A 19,367-nucleotide genomic window follows, 5' to 3' on the forward strand; every position below is an offset into this window, starting at 1 on the left:
TGGTTGCTAGGCGCCCTCAACCACGACGTCGGACGGTTTCTTGTCCGGGCGCAGGCCGCGCCAGACGGGATGGCGCAGTTTTCCGGTGCCGGTGCGTTCGGAGAAGGTTACTTCGCCCACCAGTGCAGGGCGTACCCACTGGGCGTCGGAGGCATCCGCTGCCGGCACATCGTCCAGCGGCGCGGTCTTGCGGGACATTTTCTTCAGGCGCGGACCGATCAGGGCGAGGTCCTTCTCGCTCAGGCCGGACCCCACGCGTCCGATGTATTTCAGGTCCACACCCTCTGGAATGGCGACCAGGAGGGAGCCGACCTTGTTCTGCCGGTTTCCCTGCCCCGGCCGCCAGCCCACCACAACCACTTCCTGCGTGAGCTGGTTCTTCAGCTTCAACCAGTTCTTGGAGCGCCGGCCCGGGGAATAGGTGCTGGTGCGGCGTTTGGCCATCACCCCTTCCAGCCCAAGTTCCTTGCTGGAAGCCACCGCCTCGTCCATGGACATGTCCAGGACCGGCGGCACCTGGACATGCCCGTCCGGCGTGGCTTCCACCGCTGATTCCAGGATTTCCCGGCGCTGGACATAGCTGAGGTCTGCCAGGGAGTTTCCGTCCAGCCACAGCAGGTCGAAAACCATCAGGTGCACCGGCGTACGTTCGGCCGCAGCCGTGATTTCCCTGGGTTTGGTCAGGTGCATGCGGGGCTGCAGCAACCCGAAGTCCGGCCGGCCCGCCTTGTTGATGGCGACGATTTCGGCGTCCAGTACGGCCCGCTCCCCGTTGAGGTGCGCGCTGAGGTCCTGCAGTTCCGGATAGGCGGCGGTCATGTCGTTCCCGTTGCGCGAGAGCAGCCGGGTTCCCTCGGGAGTGACCGTAACGACGGCGCGCACGCCGTCCCACTTCATCTCGAAAGCCCACTCGTCGTCGTCGTTGATTTCCGCCCGGGTGCCGAGTGTTGCCAGCATCGGCTCAACCGCCGGCACCGACGCAGCGTCCGCATCCCGGGCCGCGGCGGTGGTGTCCACCGGGGAGGTTTTTGCTCCGGCTGTGGCAGTGGCCGTCTGGGCCCGGGCCGCCGCGGCCACACTGCCCTCCGGTGTCTCCGCTGTCTCCGCTTTCGCGGGCGAGGTCCCGGCGGCCGGGGTGGGGTTGTCCTCCGGCTCATTGCCTTTTTCGCCCGGCTTCGGCTGGTTCTTCATGAGGTGGATCAGCCAGTTGTTGTTGGCCTTGTCGCCGCCCGAGCCGGTGTGGATCAGCGCGAAGCGGCGGTCGGCGGCGCCGTCGCGGGCCAGGCCGCCGTCGGGCTGGCCGTGCAGCACCGCAATAACTTCCTTGCCGTCACGCCACTTTTCGCGTTCATACGTGCCGTGGTCCCAGATGGTCACGTCGCCGCCGCCATATTCCCCCTTGGGAATATGTCCCTCAAACTTCCCGTAATCCAGCGGATGATCTTCGGTCTGCACGGCCAGGTTGTTCTTTCCGGAGGTCGACGGCGGCCCTTTCGGCAACGCCCAGGACACCAGCACGCCGTCGTGCTCCAGCCGGAAATCCCAGTGCAGCCGGCGGGCATGGTGTTCCTGGATGACGAAGCTGTTGCCTTCAGAGGGAGTGGAAGGCTCCTCGGGAACCGGTTCCGGTGTCTTCGCGGCGTCGCGCATGCTCCGGTATTTGGTTAGCCGGTCGGCCCCGCCCGCAGACCGGACCTCTTCGGATGCCGCATCCGATTCCTCCGTTGCCTCCTCCAGCGACTCCTCCTCGAAGGCGCCGCTCTCCATGCCGGCCAGCGGGTCGCCGTCCTTGATCCGGTCCAGCACATCCTGGTAATCCAGCTGCGCCAGGTCCGGATCCTCGAGTTCCGCCCAGGTGCGCGGCGCCGCGACCGTTGGGGTAAACCGGCCCCGCAGGGAGTAGGGGCAGATGGTGGTTTTGTTGCCGTTGTTCTGGCTCCAGTCCACCAGCACCTTGCCCTTGCGGAGAGTTTTCTTCATGTCGCTGACCACCAGGTCCGGATGGTCGGCTTCGAGGGCGCGGGCCAGCTCATGGGCCACGGCGTTGATGTCGTCGGAGCTTTGGCTGCCGTCCAGCGCGGCGTAGAGATGGATGCCCTTGGAGCCGCTGGTCACCGGCCGGGCGTCCAGGCCCATGTCCTGCAGAATGGACCGGGCCAGGCGGGCCACTTCGGCGCACTCCGCCAGCCCCACGCCGTCGCCGGGGTCGAGGTCCAGGACCATCCGGTCAGCGTTGCCGATCCTGCCGCGCGGCCCGAACTGCCACTGCGGCACATGGATTTCCAGGGCGGCGGATTGAGCCAGCCAGGTCAGCGTGGCCAGGTCATTCACCACCGGATAAATATTGGTGGAGGTCTTGTGTTCGATCGGGAACCGCTTCACCCAGGACGGTGCGGAGTCCTCGAGATTCTTCTGGAAAAACACCTGGCCGGGGTGCTCAGGCGTGCCCACTCCATGCACCCACCTCTTGCGCGTGGCCGCACGGTTGCGCGAGTGCGGCAGCATGTAGTCCGCCACGGCAGCGTAGTAGGAAATCACGTCTGCCTTGGTGGTCCCCGTTTCCGGATAAAGAACCTTGTCCAGGTTGGTCAAGCGGAGCCGGTGGCCCTCCACGCTGACGGTTTCCTGCTTGCTGCCTCCACCTGTCGCCATGCCCCCTAGTCTTACCGGGATACCGGACAAACGCCAGTATTTCATCAGGGGGCTTATGAATAGGCCGGGTATCCTGGCCGGGCGCCGCAGTTCCAGGCGTTCGACGCCGAACCTTCCGCGGCCCTGACCGTCGGTGCCGGTGCGTGTGTATGTTGGGAAAATGACAGAACGCCAGCAGATCCTGGTCACGGGTGCCACCGGCTATATCGGCGGGCGGCTCGTCCCGCTGCTGCTCGAGGACGGCCACCGTGTCCGGGTCCTGGCCCGCTCCCCCGAAAAGCTCTCCGACGTGCCCTGGGCATCCGACGTCGAAATCGTCCAGGGCGACCTCTCGGACCGGGACTCCGCTGCGTCGGCGTTCACCGGCATAGACACCCTGTATTTCCTGGTGCACTCCATGGCATCCGGCAAGGGTTTCAGCAACCAGGAATCTGCGATTGCCCACCTGGTGGCCGACGCCGCAGCGGAAGCGGGGGTGAAACGGATCGTGTATCTCGGCGGTCTGCATCCCGAAGGTGAGCTGTCGCCCCACATGAAATCCCGGACCGAGGTGGGACGCATCCTCCTTGAAGGCGAGGTGCCGGCGGTGGTGTTCCAGGCCGGCGTCGTGATCGGGTCCGGGTCTGCGTCCTTCGAGATGATCCGGCACCTCACCGAGACACTGCCCGTGATGCCCGCCCCCAGCTGGGTGCGGCGCCGGATCGAACCGATTGCCGTCCGGGATGTGCTGCATTATCTGGTGCGGGCCGTGGACATCCCCGGCGAGGTGAACCGCACCTTCGACATCGGAGCACGCGAAGTCCTCACCTACGCCGAGATCATGAACGGTTACGCCGAAGAGGCCGGGCTGCCCCGGCGCCGCATCTACGCCCTTCCGCTGCCCGCTCCGCGGCTGGCCGGACACTGGGTGTCCCTGGTGACTCCTATTCCGCGTGCCATGGCACTGCCGCTCGTCGAGTCCCTGCAGCACGACGCCGTCGCGAAGGAACATGACATTGACCGGTACGTGCCGCTGCCCGACGGCGGGCTGACGGACTACCGCGGTGCCGTCAGCCGGGCGCTGGGCAAGGAGAAGCGCGGCGAGGTCGAGACCACCTGGGCCAGCGCGTCGGCGTCGTCCGATCTAGCCTCCGATCCCCTGCCCAGCGACCCGGACTGGGCCGGCCAGACGGTATACGTGGATGCCCGGCAGCGCCGTGCACCGGTGGACCCGGCGGCCGTCTGGCAGGTCATCGAGGGGGTGGGCGGCCGGAACGGCTGGTATTCCCTGCCGATGGCCTGGGCGATCCGCGGGGTGCTCGACAAGACCGTGGGCGGAGCGGGCCTCACGCGCGGCCGGCGCAATCCCACCACACTGTTCACCGGTGACGTGGTGGACTGGTGGCGGGTGGAACTGCTGGAGCGCGGCACCCTGCTGCGGCTGCGCGCCGAGATGCGGGTGCCGGGCAAGGCCTGGCTGGAGATGCGGGTGGACCCGGACGGCGACGGCGGAAGCCTCTACCGGCAACGGGCCATTTACTTCCCCAAGGGACTCGGCGGGAAGCTGTACTGGTGGCTGATTGCCCCTTTCCACGGGCTGATCTTTCCCTCCATGGCGAAGAACATCACCCGGCAGGCAGCCCGCCTGGCACCACCTGCGGGACCGGCAGCCGCGGGTTAGGCGACAATTCCGTAACGGCGTCCGAGAGTTCCCAAGGATCTAATATCATCGGTAGGACACTTGCGCCGGACCAGCCGGCCCAACTGCGATCATGCCGGTTTCCGTCATCCACGACGGCCCGGCTTGTACTTTGAGGGGACTTGGCTGTGCAGGACACAAAGAGCCGTAAAGGGCTGATAGCCGCGGCAATTGCCGTGGTGCTCGTTCTGGGCGGCGGCATCGGTGCCGCCTTCGCCACCGGCATCCTCGGCTCGTCCGGGTCCGATTCCTCCGCTTCCTCCGGTCCGTCGGAGTCACCCTCGGTGAAGGCTGCTCCGGTGTCCATCACCACGACGCCGGGTGACGGCGCCGTGGGTGTGAATCCAGCGGTGCTTCCCTCCGTAACCGCCACCAACGCGGTTATTAATCAGGTCATCCTGAAGCCCCAGTCCGGTGGCGACACCGTGCCGGGCATCCTGGCCGCAGACAAAGCCGTCTGGACCGCAGGCGCCCCGTTGGCCTTCAACACCAAGTACCGCTTGGAGGTGGTGCTCACCGACACCGCCGGCAAGGAAACCACCCGCAGGCAGGGATTCGAAACGGTACTGCCCGCCAATGAAGCCAACGCGTTTATGTATCCGCAGAACGCCGCCAGCGTGGGCGTCGGCCAGCCCATCGACATCACCTTCAGCGAACCGGTCACCAACAAGGACGCAGTCGAGCAGGCCATCAAGATCACCAGCACTTCGGGGCAGACCGGCGCCTTCTTCTGGCTCACCGACCAGCACGTCCGCTACCGGCCGGAAACCTTCTGGGCCGCCAACAGTGCCGTCACGGTGGACATGCAGTTGTTCGGCGTGGACTTTGGCAACGGCATGATCGGCAACTTCAACGAAACCCGCACCTTCAACACCCACAACACCCGACTGGCCGTGGTGGACAACTACACGAAGACCATGCAGGTGTTTATGGACGGGCAGCTGGTCCGGACCTTCCCGGTGACCCTCGGCGAACCCACTTGGCCTTCGCCCTCCGGCTACCAGGTGGTGGTCAGCCAGCATGAGAAGCTGCCCTTCCGTGCCGAGTCCATCGGGCTGAAGCCCGGAGACCCGGACTACTACGAACCGTTCGACGCCTCCTGGGCCAGCCGCCTGACCAACAGCGGCGTCTTTGTCCACCAGGCGCTCGACGGCGCACTGGGCGCCCTGGGTCGGATCAACGTTTCGCACGGCTGCGTGGGGATGTCCGCCGAGGGTGCCAAGTACTTCTACGACAACTTCGACGCCGGTGACGTGGTGCAGGTGCTGAACACCGAAGCCGGTCCCGTTCCCATCCACGACGGCTACGGCGACTGGAACATCCCCTGGGACCAGTACGCCGGGCAGCAGCCCTAGGCTTCCACCCGAAGGCCCAGCTGGTCGGCGAGCAGCGGAGCCAGCAGCAAAAGCTGCTCCTCGTCCACGGTGAATCCCTTGAGGCCGGCCAGCCCGGTGATACTCCGGAATGCGGACCCGCGCAGGTCCGCATCCACGGCCGTGCCGCCGCTGCCCAGCAGCAGGGAGTCGATCCGGCAGTTCCGAAAGGCAACCCGGTTCAACCGCGCGCCGTCCAGGTCCAGTTCACCGATGATGCAGTTGGAGAACAACACGTTGGTCAGCGTGCAGCCGCGCAGGTTCAGGAAATCCAGCTTGCCGCCGTCCACCCGGACCGAGTTCCAGGCGCCGCCGTACAGCTCCGCGGAGCCGAGCCGCGGATTGGAGATTTCCACGTCCCGGAAAGTGCTCCTGGCAGCCCGCAGCACCGGGGCATAGAGGTTCTCCAGGGTGGATTCCAGGAACCGGGCAGCGGTGAGATCGGCGTTGTCCAGGGACACCCCGGTGAGGCTGCACTCTGAAAACACCGCTCCGCGCAGCTCAAGTCCCGCGAAGGAATCCCCGTTGTAGGCCACTGCTTCCTGATGGCTGCCGACCGGGACGTCTGCACCCGGGGTCAGGCCCTGCAGGCGGACCGGGTCAAGGACGGGCGGTTTGGTTCCGGCAGTACCGGAGGTCCGGGGCCGCACCATGCCTAGGCTGACCGGCGGCCGAAGAGGAAGTACGCAATGGGTCCGGCGAAGTTGATGCCGCAGGCGGCCATCCACCATCCACGGCTGCCGCGGATGAGGTCCTTCGGACGGCGGCGGAGATCCCGCAGCGCAGCCCCGGCCAGCAGGAACTGGACTCCGGTCAGGACTCCCAGGCCCTTTTTCTGTCCGCTGCTCAGGTCCTTGAGTTTTTTCTTTGCCATCGCCGTACCTCCCGGTGGGTTCTTCCCGCTGGCGGTCGCCGAACGGGTCCGTACCCGATTATCCGCTATTCCCCGCTTCCGCCTGCGACGGGACCCGACTCGCCCAGCGCGGAGTGCCTGCCCAGGCGGTGATAGGTCCGGTTGTGGTAGACCAGCGGGTCCTGGCCGGTACTGCCGGGGATAATCTCCAGGACGGTGGCGGCAATCAGGATGGAGCTGCCCACCGGAACCCTGCCGTCGACCCGGCACAGGAGCGCCACCGGCGCGTCTTCCAGGACCGGCTCCCCGCCGGGCAGGGTCCGGGTCCGCGTGGCGCCGAACCGGTCTGCGCCCTGGCGGGCGAAGAGGGCGGCAAGTGCGGCGTTTTCTGCGCCCAGCAGGTGCACGACGACGGTAGGGGAACCGGCAATCACACCCGCCGTTCCGTGCGTCGACGCCAGGGAAAAGGACAGGATCGGTGGTTCTGCCGACACGGAGGAAACCGAGGACGCGGTCAGGCCCACCGGGCCGCTGCCGCCGTCGGCCGTAATGATGGCGACACCCGCCGGATGAGCCCGGAAGGCGTCCTTGAATGCATCCGTTACATTCCGCTCGCACAGAGCCGTATTCCGCGTCATTAGTGTCCTCTCACGGGCCAACCCATCAAGGGCATCCCTCAACGCTAAAACCTCAACCAATGTTGAGGTCAAATCCGTGGTTAGACGTCGAACGCCCGGGCACCCGTTCCCGAGCCGGAATCCTCGGGATTGACGAACCGGCATTGGGCCAGCGAAAGGCAGCCGCAGCCGATGCAGCCGCCCAGGCGGTCGCGCAGCGCCTCCAGGTGCCGGATGCGGGTATCGAGCTCCTGCTGCCAGGCCGCCGAGAGACGCTGCCAGTCGGCCTGGTCGGGCACTCCGTCCGGGGGAAGTTCGGCAAAGGCTCGGTTGATCACGGCCAGCGGGATCCCGGCCTGCTGAGCGGCGCGGATGACCGCCACCCGGCGCAGCACCGAACGGTCATAGCGGCGCTGGTTTCCCTGCGTCCGCCGGCTGGAGAGCAGTCCCTGGCGTTCGTAGAAGTGCAGCGCGGATACGCTGACCCCGCTGCGTTCGGCCACCTGTCCCACCGACAATTCGGCCCGGGCAGGCCCGGTATCGGGTGTATTGGTTTCCACGGCCCGCCTTTCCTCCACTGCACCATTATCCGCCCGGTGGCCCGGCGGCCAGCGCGGCTGACTGGATGCGCCCCACTGGCGGCCCGGCGCGCGGCATGTGAAGGTGTCCCTATCAGCGCCTGCGGGGAGGCCTCAGGCCATCCGGGAACGGCGCAGCAGCGAAGGAGGCAGCCGTGGAGCCCCCACCCCTGGGCCCGCAGGAGAAACCCGGAACCCTGGTTTTCCTCCCTGGCACGGGCCGGCCCAACCCGCAGCTTGCGGGCCTGGTGCGGGAGCAGGTGCAGCAGGTGCGCGGGCTGTCCGATTACCGGGTACTTCCGGTCGACTGGGCCGCTGCCGCTCCCCTTGACGTCGATATTGTGCCGGCACTGCCTCCGCGGTATTCGGCTGAAGATCCACCCGGAGTGTCCGACGCTTCCCTTGCCCTGGCCCTTTTCGCCATGGATCTGGGCGCTGCAGGTCCGGTGGGACCGGCCGTGCCTGCCTCCGCCGGGCCTGAGGTGCCCGATACCGCGTTCCTGGGGGAGACACTGCAGGATTTGATTCTGGGTGCACTCACTGACGCCGGTGTCCGGCACCGGATCCGGCTGACTGACGCCGGCAGCGGATTCTTCGCCAAGGTCGCCTTCTACCTTCGGCAGGGGGACGCCGCCCGCGCCCGCATCGCGGACGCCCTGCGCAGCACGGACCAGGATGCGCCGGTGGTGATCCTCGGGCACAGCCTCGGCTCCGTTGCAGCCGTCGACCTGCTCAGTTCCCCCGAGGCCGCTGGCCTCCGGGTGGACCTGCTGGTCACCCTCGGGTCCCCCGCTCCGTGGTTTTACCTCCTGGATGCCCTGGCCTACCTCGGGCCCGGCCGCGGCGGTGCGGGACCGGCCCTGCCCTGGCTGAACTTCTGGGACGAGCGTGATCTGCTCTCGTTCTGCGCCGAACGGGTTTTCGCCGGCCGGGAGGTCAACGTGTTCGACCGCAAGGTGGACTCCGCCAAGCCCTTTCCCGAGTCCCACACCGCCTATTTCTCCGATCCGCGGGTGTACCGGCTGCTGTGGCAACATCTGCAGGAGGCACGTGCAGGCAAACCCGGCTCTGGCAACGGAACCGGAATCTAGTGTTCACTGGATGACATGAGAGCGATCTGGAAAGGCGCAATTGCGTTTGGGCTGGTCAATGTGCCGGTCAAGGTTTACGCCGCCACCGAGGACCACGATGTCAGCCTTCACCAGGTGCACGGCAAGGACGGCGGGCGTATCCGCTATCAGCGCCGCTGCGAAATCTGCGGCGAGGTGGTGGAATACAAGGACATTGCCAAGGCCTACGACGACGGCGAGCAGACCGTCGTCCTCACCGACGAGGACCTGGCCTCCCTTCCCGTGGAAAAAAGCCGGGAAATCGACGTCGTGGAATTCGTGCCCAGCGAGCAGGTGGATCCCATCCTGTTTGACCGCACGTACTACCTGGAGCCGGATTCCAAGTCGACAAAGTCCTACGTGCTGCTGCGGCGGACCCTGGAGGACACCGACCGGACGGCGATTGTGCAGTTCTCCCTTCGGCAGAAGAGCCGGCTGGGTGCCCTTCGGGTGCGCGGCGACGTGTTGACCCTGCAGACCCTGTTGTGGGAGGACGAGGTCCGGGACGCCAGTTTCCCCTCGTTGGATGAAAAGGTGCGGATCTCCGCGAAGGAGCTGGAGATGTCCGCGGCCCTCGTCGACTCGTTCAGCGGAGATTTCGATCCATCGGAGTTCACCGACGACTACCAGGAGCAGCTCAAGACCCTCATCGACGCGAAGCTCGAACAGGGTGATTCGCTCGACACGGAGGAGACCTTCGGCGGAGAATCCGAAGAGGATGAGGGCGGCAAGGTGCTGGACCTGATGGAGGCACTGCGCCGCAGCGTAGAGAAAAACCGTGGAAAGAAGAGCGGGTCCGGCGAACCGCCGGCCGGCACCAAGGACGACGGCGCCAAGAAGGCTCCCGCCAAATCCAAGACAGCGGCCTCAAAGAGTCCAGCTAAAACCCGGAAAGGCGCCTGAACATCATGGCCTCTCGCAATTTCTTCACGGACCCCTTCGGACGGCAGACCGTTGTGAAGGTGCCCAACGGACCGCTTATCGGCTGGGCGGCGTTCGGTGCTGCGTCCATGATGGCGCTGACGCCCCGCAACGCTGGACTCTTGAAGACCCTCAGCAAGGGCTGCCTGGTGATCTGGGCCCTGGGGGAAACCTTCCGCGGCGAAAGCCCCTTCCGGCGCAGCATTGGGGCAGCCACTCTGCTGCGGCAGGTCACCGGCGGCGGCGGCACGGCGAAAGCCTCCGGCGCCGCATCCGCACCGAAGGCCTAGTCCTTACTGGCGGTATCCCTCAACTTCACCAACGGGCCGTTCCTGCGCCTCGTCCGGATCCTGCCCTGCCTCGGCCTTGGCACGGCGTTGGCGGAGCAGATCCCAGTACTGGTCGAGCTGCTCTTCCACCCGGCGCAGTTCGGCCGCGTGGTGTTCCGGGTCAGCCTCACGAAGCTTCTGCTCCTGGGCGACGAGTTCGGAGATCCGGTGCTGAATTTCCTGTGCATCCATGCTCCTACGCTAACCGGGGCGGACAGTGGATTCCAGCGCCGGATCCGCACTGGATGCGGCAGGGTCAGCTCCGGGCGGGAACCTAATTGGGAACCGAACCTTCCCCGGGATTGGGGTTGCTGCGGTAGGAGCTCGATTCGCTCTGCCGGCCAAGGAAAATACCGAGCAGGATCATGGCAACCGCCAGAACCGCGTGGAGCCAGTTATCCGCCGTATTGAACGGGACAAAGTTGGCGTCTGAATCCAGCGGGATAAGCAGCCCGTAGATGAAGAGCACGGCGTAAAGAATGCCGCCTCCCAGCAAATAGAGCTTGGCTGTGGAATGCCTCCGCGCCAGGGCAAGCCCGGCAAATCCCAGCAGCATGTGGACCACATTGTGGAGTACCGAGACCTGGAAAATGCCTAGAAGCGCAGCTTCCGAGGCGTAACCCGCGAAATAAAGCTGGCTGTAGCTAGCGGTAATCCCGGGAATGAACCCCAGGACGCCGATGAGCAGGAAAATAATCCCGAAGGCCATTGCCGCTTTTTGTGCGCTGGTCCGGTGTGCGGTGAGGCCGCCGGAACTGTAACTGGGGCTTGCCATGACAACTCCTCTGCTCCGCAGCACCGGAAGACCGGGCCGGGAGGATCGGTGATCAGGACTTTAAACTGTTGCACAATTGGGGCAGGGTGGGAAGCATACTGACTTTCAGCGAGGCGGCTCCCACATCACTTCGTCAGCTTGGCGGGAAGGACAACTTGAAATCTCTATGGCTCGAAACCGCGCCCGTTATACCCACTGATCCCTTCGCCCCCGGTGTCGCCTATGACACCGTGGTGGTCGGTGCCGGGCTCACCGGACTGACCACCGCGGCCTTGCTGGCCCGGAGCGGACAGCGGGTGGCCATTCTGGAAGCACGCACGGTAGGCGCCGTGGCAACAGGCAACACAACCGCCAAGGTCTCACTCCTGCAGGGGACACAGCTGTCCAGCATTACCTCCCACCACAATGCGGAGATCGCCCGCCAGTACGTGGAAGCCAACCGCCAGGGGCAAAGCTGGCTGCTGCGCTTCTGCGATGAGAACGGCATCGGCTACGAGGTGCGGGACGCCTACACCTACGCCACTACCGAGCAGGGACTCAAGAGCCTGCGGAAGGAACACGAGGCCGCACAGGCGGCCGGACTCGACGTCGAGTTCACCACGGACACTGAACTGCCGTTTGAAACCACGGGTGCGCTGCGGCTGCGCGGCCAGGCACAGATCCACCCGATGACGGTGCTCGCCGGCCTGGCCAAGGATTACCGTGCGCACGGCGGCAGCCTCATCGAAGGCGTCCGCGTGACCGGAGCCCGCCATGAGGAAGGTGCCGGCATCAGGGTCATCACCAACCAGGGCGAGGTCACTGCCCGGCATCTGGTGCTGGCCACCGGCATCCCGATCCTCGACCGCGGTGGTTACTTCGCCGTCCTGAAGCCTGAACGTTCCTACGCCGTCGCCCTTCCGGTCACCGGCGCGGTTCCGCAGGGTATGTACCTCTCCGCCGATTCCCCCACCCGCTCCCTGCGGACGGCGGAGTCGGATGGGATCTCCTATCTGCTGGCCGGCGGCAACGGACACACCGTTGGACGCAGGAAGCACACCCAGGAACTGGTTGACGACCTCGTGGGCTGGACGGTGGACAACTTCGCCGTGGGAAGCGCCGCGAGCTTTGCCTGGTCGGCACAGGACTACTCGCCGGCGCGCAGCCTGCCCTATGTGGGGCAGTTGCCGCTGATGGGGGCGAATATCTATGCCGCCACCGGCTACAACAAGTGGGGTATGACCAATGCGGTAGCCGCCTCCCTCGCCTTGAGCGCCGAGATTCTCGGCGGCGAGAATCCCTGGGCCCGCGAGCTGTACAAGCCCCGGGTAGCCCCACTGGATGCTGCCTCCACCCTGCGGGACAACGCCGAAGTCGGACTGTCCATGCTCACAGGTTGGGCGGCCGGACTGGCCACCAGCACCGACGAGGCACCGCCGGAGGGACAGGGCGTGGTGGCCCGGGAAAACGGCAAGCCGGTGGGAATCTGCACGGTGGAAGGCAAGACCAGCCGGGTATCGGCCATCTGCCCGCATATGAAGGGCGTCCTGAACTGGAACGACGCGGAGCAGTCCTGGGACTGCCCGCTGCACGGCTCGCGTTTCGGCGCAGAAGGTGCACTCCTGGAAGGTCCGGCGGTAAAGGACCTGGATCCGGCCTGACCACGGCAGTTAACAGCCATTTAAACGGAAACTGCGGATGCCGGCAAGGCATCCGCAGTTCCTGTTTAAATCCCTCAGTGGTTAGAGGCCGGCCCGGGGGCCGCCGGATTCCGGATCATCCATCGCCGGATCCGCATCGGGTGCCGCAGCCAGCCGTGAGGTGTCCGTGGAGGTCGGGCCCACAGGGGCGGAGCCGGATGCTCCGGTGGCCGCGTTACCGGGGGCGTCGACGTTTCCCCGCCAGGAGCCGGTCTCGGAGCCGCGGCTCTCAATGAATTCCTTGAAGCGGGCGAGGTCCGATTTCACCTGCCGGTCATCGGCGCCGACCACGGAGCCCAGCTTCTCGACGAAGGTTTCCGGATCCCAGTCCAGCTGCACGCTCACCCGCGTCTCGGCGTCGCCCAGGCGGTGGAAGGTCACGACGCCGGCATGGGACTTGCCGTCCGTGCTCTTCCACGCAACGCGCTCGTCCGGATGCTGTTCTGTGATTTCGGTGTCGAATTCCCGCTCGACGCCGGCCACCTTGGTCACCCAGTGGGTGGTGGTGTCCGAAAGCTGTGTGATCGAGACGACCCCGCCCATGAAGTGCGGGAACGACTCGAACTGCGTCCACTGGTTGTAAGCCGTGGTCACTGGTACTGCTACGTTGATCGACTCTTCTACGGTGGTCATGCTGTCCCTCCGGTAGTGCGAATCCTGCGTCTGGCCGGGCACCCCTTGATCAGGAGCCCCGATTTCCTCACCGTACACAGGAGGACAGGGCACTTCAACTGGAAGTAAGGTTGCTTATAGTAGCTTTCCCGTGAGCCGTCCCCTTATGGCCGGGGCCGCGCTGCAGGGTTAGGCTGGGGAACAATCCACCCGCCGAAGCCGCCGGTCCGGACAGTATCCGGAGGCGGAAAACGTGCTGGGTGCATTCAGTACTCATTTTTCGTCAACAGTGGAGGAAAACATGAAGGCATCTGAAGAACTGACCACCAATCTGCAGGCCGTTCTGGTGGACATGATCGAGCTGCACCTGCAGGGCAAGCAGGCCCACTGGAACGTGGTGGGAAAGAACTTCCGCGACATGCACCTGCAGCTTGACGAGATCATCGACGACGCACGCATCTTCGCCGACGAGCTCGCAGAACGGATGCGGGCCCTCCGGGCCGTTCCGGACGGGCGCAGCGTGGCAGTGGCCGAGGGCACCAGCCTGCCGCCGTTCCCCGCCGGCCTCGTGGACACCCGCGACACCGTGACCCACGTGGTCGCCATGCTCGACGCCGTCGTCAAGACGATGCGCGACGTCCATGACCAGGTGGACGAGGAAGATCCGACCACCGCAGACATCCTGCACGGCTTCATCGCCAAGCTGGAGCAGTACGCCTGGATGGTGGATGCGGAAAACATCTCCGCCACGGCCGAGGTGGTCACCCCCGAGGACAGCAACCTGGAACCGACCCGCTAGGTCCCGCTCCTGGGAAGTGCGGCAGTGCCGTTTCCGGCCGCTAGCCGGCCACGGCCTGCCGCACTTCCTCCAACAGGGCTGTCATATGCGCCAAGGCAGCGCCGTCATCCCCTGCAGCGACGGCCTCGGCAACCAGCAGGTGCCCCTGCAGGGCAGCTTCCGTCGGATTCGGCGGCATCAGGCCCTGCCTGGTCCTGCCGGTAAGCACCTCTGCAACCACGTTCTGCAGCGAAGAGAACATCTCGTTGCCACTGGCCTGGAGCAGCAGTGTATGGAATTCGACGTCGGCGTCGAGGAACCTTTCCAGCTCCCCGGCCTCCCCAAGCCTGCGTAATTCTGCCGCCAGTTCCAGGATCCGGGTCCGTTCATCCGGTGCGGCATGCCGGGCAGCGGCGGCTGCGGCAACCGGTTCCACTCCCACCCGCAGTTCGGTCAGCGACCGGAACTGCTCGGTCCGGCCCGGACCCGCCAGACGCCACTGGATGACGCGGGGATCGAACACGTTCCACAGGTCCCGCTCCTGGACCACAATGCCGACGCGGCGCTTGGAATACACCAGGTTCATGGACTCGAGGATCCGCATGCAGTCCCGGACCACGGTGCGGGACACCCCGAACTCGTGCTGCAGTCCCTCCAGTGTCAGCCGGTCGCCCGGCGCAAGTACGCCGGAGACAATATCGGAGCCCAGCGTCTCGATAATCCGGGCATTCAACACTGCGGCCGGCGGTCCCGCCTGTTCAGTCATATCCGTGTCTCCCGCTGGCTTCCGACACATATTCCGTTGGCAGCATATACAGTGCCTCCCACGGGAACGGCACTGTCGGCAGCCGTTCTTTCGATAAAATCCTACTAAACCACGGTTATTGGATGCTTTGGTGATACCTTTACGAAAATTGTTTGGTTAGCAGCCGGAACCGAACCCGCGACAACGACGTCCCCAGGAGATCGACATGGCCCCCAGTGCACAGCACATCGTCATCATGGGTGTGGCGGGTTCCGGCAAGACCACCATTGCCAACCTGCTCTCCAAGCGCCTCGGCTGGATAGCCGCCGAGGCGGACGAGTTCCACCCCGCGGTCAACATCGCCAAAATGACCGCGGGAACTCCGCTGGACGACGACGACCGTTGGCCGTGGCTCTTCGCGATCCGTGACTGGATGGGCACCCAGGCGGACAACGGCCGGTGCACCATAGTCACCTGCTCGGCCCTGAAACGCACCTACCGTGATGTCCTTGCCCAGGCCTCCGGAGATGTCACCTTCGTGCATCTGGACGGAAGCAGCGAAGTGCTCTCCGAGCGGATGAAGACCCGGACCGGGCACTTTATGCCGCCCTCCCTGCTTCCCTCCCAGCTAAGCACCCTGGAGCCCCTTTCGCCGGAGGAAGCGGGCCTCCGCCTTGACATCACCAATAGCCCCGCCGAAATCGTGGCCGCCGTCATGCACCACCTGGGCTTCGACGCCGCCTGACGCGGACGCCGCCCCAGTGGCCCGGCAGCTGCCCAAACCGTGGAAAAATAGTTACCTTCGTTAACTCTCCGGCGCCTGCACCGCCCTCTGGAAGGACTTTCAACCATGATGGGTGGCCACCATGCCGCTAGCGGTGCCGCGGCCTGGGTTGCCGTGGCGTCCACCGCCCCTTACGCCTTCGGCTGGTATCCGGTCACTCCCCTGGGCATTGTCACCGGCGCCCTGCTGACCGCCGGCGCGGCTCTGCTGCCGGACCTCGACCACCACAGCGGAACCATTGCCCACTCACTTCCGCCGGTGACAAAAATCCTCGCCCGGCTGACGGAAGCGGTCAGCGGAGGACACAGGCGCGGAACCCACTCCCTGCTCGGCCTGGCTGTCTTCGTAGCCCTTGCGACGGCGCTGGGCAGGGTGACTGCCGACGTTCCTGTTTTCGGTTCCGTGGCCGTAGGCGCGGGTATCCTGTCCGTCCTACTCATGGGGTTCGCCTTCAAGGCACTGAAAATTGCCGGCGGGCCGGTCCGCAGCTGGTTCCTCGCACTGGCTTTCTCCGGGTTCATAGCCGTGTATGCCCCGGAAAACAACGACTGGCTCCCGGTAGCCGTGGGCCTGGGCGTAGCAGTCCACATTGTGGGCGACCTCCTGACGCATCAAGGCGTGATGATCCTGTGGCCGCTGCGGATTAAGCGGCCGCGTTCCCTGACCCGTTTCCCGGTGGTCAACAAGCTCTGGCGCAGCAGCGGCAGCTTCTCGCTGCCCCTGATCGGTGCCGCAGGGTCCTGGCGCGAATGGGCATTGATGGTGCCGGTGACCATCTACGCAATCTTCGGAGTGACCTTGGACATGCTCACGGTGCTGACGGGCTGGTCTCCCTACACTTAGGCCGTCCCGCGCCCGCCGGCGGCAGCATGCGCGTTCCGCGCCGGGACTAGTGTTGAAGTGTGGAACCGGGTTTTCTGATTGTTGTAGGCGTTGCCGTCATTGTCACCATTACGGCTTTTTCCAAGCGGCTTGGGATAGCCGCCCCGCTCATCCTGGTAGTCGTCGGGCTGGCCCTCTCCTATACCCCGGGTGTGCCGGAATTCTCCGTTCCGCACGACGTGATCCTGATGGGTGTGCTCCCGCCGCTGCTGTATGCCGCGGCGGTCAACGTTCCGGTGGTGGACTTCCGGCGCAATATCGGGGCTATTTCCGCACTGTCGGTCTTCCTTGTCCTGGTCTCGGCTTTTGTGACCGGCCTGCTGCTCTACCTGCTGCTGCCGGACCTGAACTTCGCAGCCGCAGTGGCGCTGGGCGCCGTCGTCAGCCCGCCGGACGCCGTGGCCGCGACCTCCATCGGCAAACGGCTCGGCCTGCCGCCGCGCCTGGTGACGGTGCTCGAGGGCGAAGGACTGGTTAACGATGCCACCGCGCTGGTGCTGCTGCGCTCGGCCGTCGCTGCCTCCGCCGGCGGCCTGTCCAGTATCTGGGCAGGGATCGGCGACTTCGGTTTCGCCGTCGTTGTTGCCATCCTGGTGGGACTGCTCGTCGGCGCGGCCACGGTCTACATCCGCTCGAAACTGCACGATCCGGTGCTGGACACGGCCATTTCCTTTGTTGTTCCCTTCATCGCCTTCATCCCGGCGGAGGAGGCCGGAGCCTCCGGCGTCCTTGCCGTCGTTGTTGCCGGGTTGTACACCGGGCATCGAAGCGCCTCCGCATTCACGGCGCAGGTTCGGATCAATGACAGCATCAACTGGCGGACCATCCAGTTCCTGCTGGAAAACGGCGTGTTCCTGCTGATGGGGCTGGAATTGAGGCACTTGGTTGAAAACGTCGACACCAGCCTCCTGCCGGTCCTTGATGCCGTACTGATCGGTTTGGCAACCACCGCCTTGCTGATCCTTGTCCGGTTCGCCTGGGTCACCCCCCTGATGTACCTGCTCCGGGCCAAAGTGCGGTACCAGGACCGGCGGACCAAGCGGTTCCGGCGGTGGCTGGACGGGGTCAAAGCCGGCGGGCTGACGGATGACCGCCAGCGCAGGCGGCACCTCCGCGCCGAGCTGCTCTACCGACGGCGCCGGGCCGACATCGAGCAGCTGAACCGCGAAGGCCTGGGCTGGCGCGGCGGCATGGTGATTTCCTGGTCCGGCATGCGTGGTGTGGTGACCGTGGCCGCGGCCCAGTCCCTGCCCGAACAGACACCGTACCGGGAGCAGCTGGTACTTATTGCTTTCACCGTCGCGGTGGCAACACTGCTGCTGCAGGGCGGCACCCTGCCGTGGCTGATCCGCGTCCTGGGCGTGCAGGGCAGGGATGTCGCGGCAGACCAGCGGGAGCTTGCCAAGCTGATCGATGAGCTCAGCGGCGCCGGCCTCAGCATCCTGGAACAGCCGGAGCAATGCCTGGGCGTACACCAGGACGTGGATCCCGATGTGGTGGAGCGGGTCCGGCAAAGCTCGTTCCTGCGGAGCGAGCTCGCCTGGGAGCGGGCGCGGGCACTCGGGGAGAACGAGGATCCCACGCCGCAGCTCCAGTACCGGCAGCTGCGGCGCGCCGTCGTCGAAGCCGAACGGAACCAACTGCTGGTCGCCCGCCGGGAGGGACGCTTCACCTCCCGGACGCTCTCTGAGGCACAGCGTCTCCTGGATCTGGAGGAATCCCGGCTGCGGCCGCGGCTGGGGGAACGCTGACCTAGTCCTGGTGGAGCTGGAGGTAGTTGCCGCAGCCGTCGTCGAACACTGCCATTGCTCCGGTCGAGTCTAGGGTCGGCTCACCGAGGAATTCGACGCCGAGCCCCGACAGCCGCTCGTACTCCGCCTGCACATCGGGAACACCGAGCACGAGTACGGGAAGCTGCTGCCCGTAAATCCCTGACCGGTAGGCCTCGGCCACCGGATTGTCGCTGGGCTCCAGCAGCAGTCCGGGACCGCCCGGGTCCTCGGGCGAGCAGACAATGAACAGGTTGTATTCCGGCATGGCCATCAGGGGTTCCAGGCCGAGCGTCCCCGTGTAGAACTCGTAGGCGCGTTCCGGGTCAAGCACATGGATGCCACTCATTTTGATCCGCATCCGCCGCAAGCTACCACCGCCCTCGTCGCGTGTCACCAGAGGGGACCGGTTGGGAGTCACCAGAGGGAACCGGTTGGCAGTCCACCGGGTGGCACCTTAGCGGCTGCGCGACTTCAGCGGCTACGCCGCGGCTTGCCGCCCTTGCTATTGCCCTTGCCCTTGCTCCCTGGGCGCCCGCCGGACTTCACGGCAGGTTTCGCCCCGCTGCGGGTCTGCCGTTCCTTGGTCCGCTTTTTCGCCGAAGACTTCTGCTCGGCCTGGATGGAAGGCTGGCGGGAGCTGTTGGCAGTACGTCCCCGCACCACCCCGATGAACTCTTCGATGTCGGCGGCATCCCGCTCCTGGCGCCAGGCAATGCCGATCCGGGTTGCGGGAACGCCGTTCACCGGCCGCGCTGCAACATCCTTTCGGGAATGCAGGCGGGCTACGGACATGGGCAGGATCACTACGCCGCTGCCTGCCGCAGCAACCTCCAGGGCGACGGCGGCTCCACCCATTTCGTCAATGTCCAGGATCGTCTCGCCGTCGAGGTCCGCCAACTCCACCTCATCAAAGGCCGCCAGAGGGTGCTCCTTGGCAGCGGCAGCCACGGGCTGCTCCTCATACAGTGGAATCAGGTTTACCCCGTCCGGGCGGTTAAAACCTTCGGCAGGTATCCGGACAAATGCCAGATCCGCCCGGCCGGACGCCAGTTCTTCCAAGGCGTCGGGCTCCTCGCACTGGAAAGTCCGCAGTTCCTGATCCTGCCGTTCCCGCCAGCGGGTGATCCATTTGCCCGGTGTCACACCCGGTACGTAGGCCACGGTCAACGGCCGGGATGTGGCCCCCTGAAGGGGTGCTGATGTGTCTGTGGGCATCAAAACACCTTAGCC

Annotated in this window: 21 protein-coding genes; 10 read left to right on the plus strand and 11 right to left on the minus strand. The window is 65.6% G+C overall.

Going from position 1 to position 19,367, the window contains the following annotated elements:
• Window positions 1-6 precede the first annotated feature (6 nt).
• On the minus strand, window positions 7-2,652 hold the full coding sequence (locus QNO03_RS11535; protein ID WP_289603400.1) for an ATP-dependent DNA ligase: 2,646 nt from the start codon (window positions 2,650-2,652) through the stop codon (window positions 7-9).
• 160 nt (window positions 2,653-2,812) lie between these two features.
• Here QNO03_RS11535 and QNO03_RS11540 point away from each other — a divergent pair, with 160 nt between their 5' ends.
• Both QNO03_RS11540 and QNO03_RS11545 read left to right on the plus strand, forming a co-directional pair.
• Complete coding sequence (locus QNO03_RS11540) at window positions 2,813-4,312, plus strand: SDR family oxidoreductase (protein WP_289603401.1); 1,500 nt, start codon at window positions 2,813-2,815, stop codon at window positions 4,310-4,312.
• A gap of 146 nt (window positions 4,313-4,458) precedes the next feature.
• Window positions 4,459-5,685 (plus strand): L,D-transpeptidase, encoded by a 1,227-nt coding sequence (locus tag QNO03_RS11545; protein WP_289603402.1) that lies wholly within the window; start codon window positions 4,459-4,461, stop codon window positions 5,683-5,685.
• Here QNO03_RS11545 and QNO03_RS11550 read toward each other — a convergent pair.
• From QNO03_RS11550 to soxR, 4 genes are all read right to left on the minus strand, one after another.
• Entirely contained in the window at window positions 5,682-6,356 is a 675-nt protein-coding gene (locus tag QNO03_RS11550; RefSeq protein WP_502874581.1) for a pentapeptide repeat-containing protein, read from the minus strand. The two genes, QNO03_RS11545 and QNO03_RS11550, sit on opposite strands and share 4 nt — an antisense overlap.
• A 2-nt stretch (window positions 6,357-6,358) precedes the next feature.
• On the minus strand, window positions 6,359-6,577 hold the full coding sequence (locus QNO03_RS11555) for a PLDc N-terminal domain-containing protein (RefSeq protein ID WP_229945788.1): 219 nt from the start codon (window positions 6,575-6,577) through the stop codon (window positions 6,359-6,361).
• 65 nt (window positions 6,578-6,642) lie between these two features.
• A complete protein-coding gene (locus QNO03_RS11560) occupies window positions 6,643-7,194 on the minus strand; it encodes a flavin reductase family protein (RefSeq protein ID WP_289603404.1) in 552 nt (183 codons plus the stop codon).
• A gap of 80 nt (window positions 7,195-7,274) precedes the next feature.
• Window positions 7,275-7,733, minus strand: coding sequence for a redox-sensitive transcriptional activator SoxR (soxR, locus tag QNO03_RS11565; RefSeq protein WP_229945790.1), 459 nt, complete (start codon window positions 7,731-7,733; stop codon window positions 7,275-7,277).
• Between the two features lie 173 nt (window positions 7,734-7,906).
• Here soxR and QNO03_RS11570 point away from each other — a divergent pair, with 173 nt between their 5' ends.
• From QNO03_RS11570 to QNO03_RS11580, 3 genes are read left to right on the plus strand one after another with little or no spacing between them, the layout of a single operon-like run.
• Entirely contained in the window at window positions 7,907-8,842 is a 936-nt protein-coding gene (locus QNO03_RS11570; protein ID WP_289603405.1) for a hypothetical protein, read from the plus strand.
• Between the two features lie 15 nt (window positions 8,843-8,857).
• Entirely contained in the window at window positions 8,858-9,763 is a 906-nt protein-coding gene (gene ku, locus QNO03_RS11575) for a non-homologous end joining protein Ku (protein ID WP_289603406.1), read from the plus strand.
• Window positions 9,764-9,768: 5 nt separating this feature from the next.
• Entirely contained in the window at window positions 9,769-10,071 is a 303-nt protein-coding gene (locus QNO03_RS11580) for a hypothetical protein (protein WP_289603407.1), read from the plus strand.
• Window positions 10,072-10,074: 3 nt separating this feature from the next.
• Here the strand turns inward: QNO03_RS11580 and QNO03_RS11585 are convergent, their stop codons facing one another.
• Entirely contained in the window at window positions 10,075-10,302 is a 228-nt protein-coding gene (locus QNO03_RS11585) for a DUF2630 family protein (protein ID WP_229945799.1), read from the minus strand.
• Between the two features lie 82 nt (window positions 10,303-10,384).
• A complete protein-coding gene (locus tag QNO03_RS11590; RefSeq protein ID WP_229945801.1) occupies window positions 10,385-10,885 on the minus strand; it encodes a DUF4383 domain-containing protein in 501 nt (166 codons plus the stop codon).
• Window positions 10,886-11,040: 155 nt separating this feature from the next.
• Here QNO03_RS11590 and QNO03_RS11595 point away from each other — a divergent pair, with 155 nt between their 5' ends.
• On the plus strand, window positions 11,041-12,525 hold the full coding sequence (locus QNO03_RS11595) for an FAD-dependent oxidoreductase (RefSeq protein ID WP_289603408.1): 1,485 nt from the start codon (window positions 11,041-11,043) through the stop codon (window positions 12,523-12,525).
• A gap of 81 nt (window positions 12,526-12,606) precedes the next feature.
• Here QNO03_RS11595 and QNO03_RS11600 read toward each other — a convergent pair whose 3' ends face one another.
• Entirely contained in the window at window positions 12,607-13,197 is a 591-nt protein-coding gene (locus QNO03_RS11600; RefSeq protein ID WP_354003899.1) for an SRPBCC family protein, read from the minus strand.
• Window positions 13,198-13,477: 280 nt separating this feature from the next.
• On the opposite strand from QNO03_RS11600, the gene QNO03_RS11605 reads away from it, so the two are divergent.
• Window positions 13,478-13,975 (plus strand): Dps family protein, encoded by a 498-nt coding sequence (locus QNO03_RS11605; RefSeq protein ID WP_229945805.1) that lies wholly within the window; start codon window positions 13,478-13,480, stop codon window positions 13,973-13,975.
• Window positions 13,976-14,015: 40 nt separating this feature from the next.
• Here QNO03_RS11605 and QNO03_RS11610 read toward each other — a convergent pair whose 3' ends face one another.
• Window positions 14,016-14,720 carry a FadR/GntR family transcriptional regulator gene (locus tag QNO03_RS11610; RefSeq protein ID WP_229945807.1) on the minus strand — a complete coding sequence of 235 codons (705 nt, stop codon included), beginning with the start codon at window positions 14,718-14,720 and terminating at the stop codon, window positions 14,016-14,018.
• Between the two features lie 205 nt (window positions 14,721-14,925).
• On the opposite strand from QNO03_RS11610, the gene QNO03_RS11615 reads away from it, so the two are divergent.
• The 3 genes from QNO03_RS11615 (at window position 14,926) to QNO03_RS11625 (ending at window position 18,116) form a co-directional block, all read left to right on the plus strand.
• Window positions 14,926-15,444 carry a gluconokinase gene (locus tag QNO03_RS11615; protein WP_229945809.1) on the plus strand — a complete coding sequence of 173 codons (519 nt, stop codon included), beginning with the start codon at window positions 14,926-14,928 and terminating at the stop codon, window positions 15,442-15,444.
• Window positions 15,445-15,549: 105 nt separating this feature from the next.
• On the plus strand, window positions 15,550-16,326 hold the full coding sequence (locus QNO03_RS11620; protein ID WP_289603409.1) for a metal-dependent hydrolase: 777 nt from the start codon (window positions 15,550-15,552) through the stop codon (window positions 16,324-16,326).
• 59 nt (window positions 16,327-16,385) lie between these two features.
• On the plus strand, window positions 16,386-18,116 hold the full coding sequence (locus tag QNO03_RS11625) for a cation:proton antiporter (protein ID WP_229945816.1): 1,731 nt from the start codon (window positions 16,386-16,388) through the stop codon (window positions 18,114-18,116).
• A gap of 1 nt (window position 18,117) precedes the next feature.
• Here the strand turns inward: QNO03_RS11625 and QNO03_RS11630 are convergent, their stop codons facing one another.
• Both QNO03_RS11630 and QNO03_RS11635 read right to left on the minus strand, forming a co-directional pair.
• Window positions 18,118-18,495, minus strand: a complete 378-nt coding sequence (locus QNO03_RS11630) for a VOC family protein (RefSeq protein ID WP_229945819.1) — start codon at window positions 18,493-18,495, stop codon at window positions 18,118-18,120.
• A 113-nt stretch (window positions 18,496-18,608) separates the two neighbouring features.
• Window positions 18,609-19,352 carry a LysR family transcriptional regulator substrate-binding protein gene (locus QNO03_RS11635; RefSeq protein WP_229945822.1) on the minus strand — a complete coding sequence of 248 codons (744 nt, stop codon included), beginning with the start codon at window positions 19,350-19,352 and terminating at the stop codon, window positions 18,609-18,611.
• Between the last annotated feature and the right edge of the window lie 15 nt (window positions 19,353-19,367).

Origin of the sequence: Arthrobacter sp. zg-Y877 (assembly GCF_030373105.1) — a bacterium.
Taxonomy (GTDB): domain Bacteria; phylum Actinomycetota; class Actinomycetes; order Actinomycetales; family Micrococcaceae; genus Arthrobacter_B.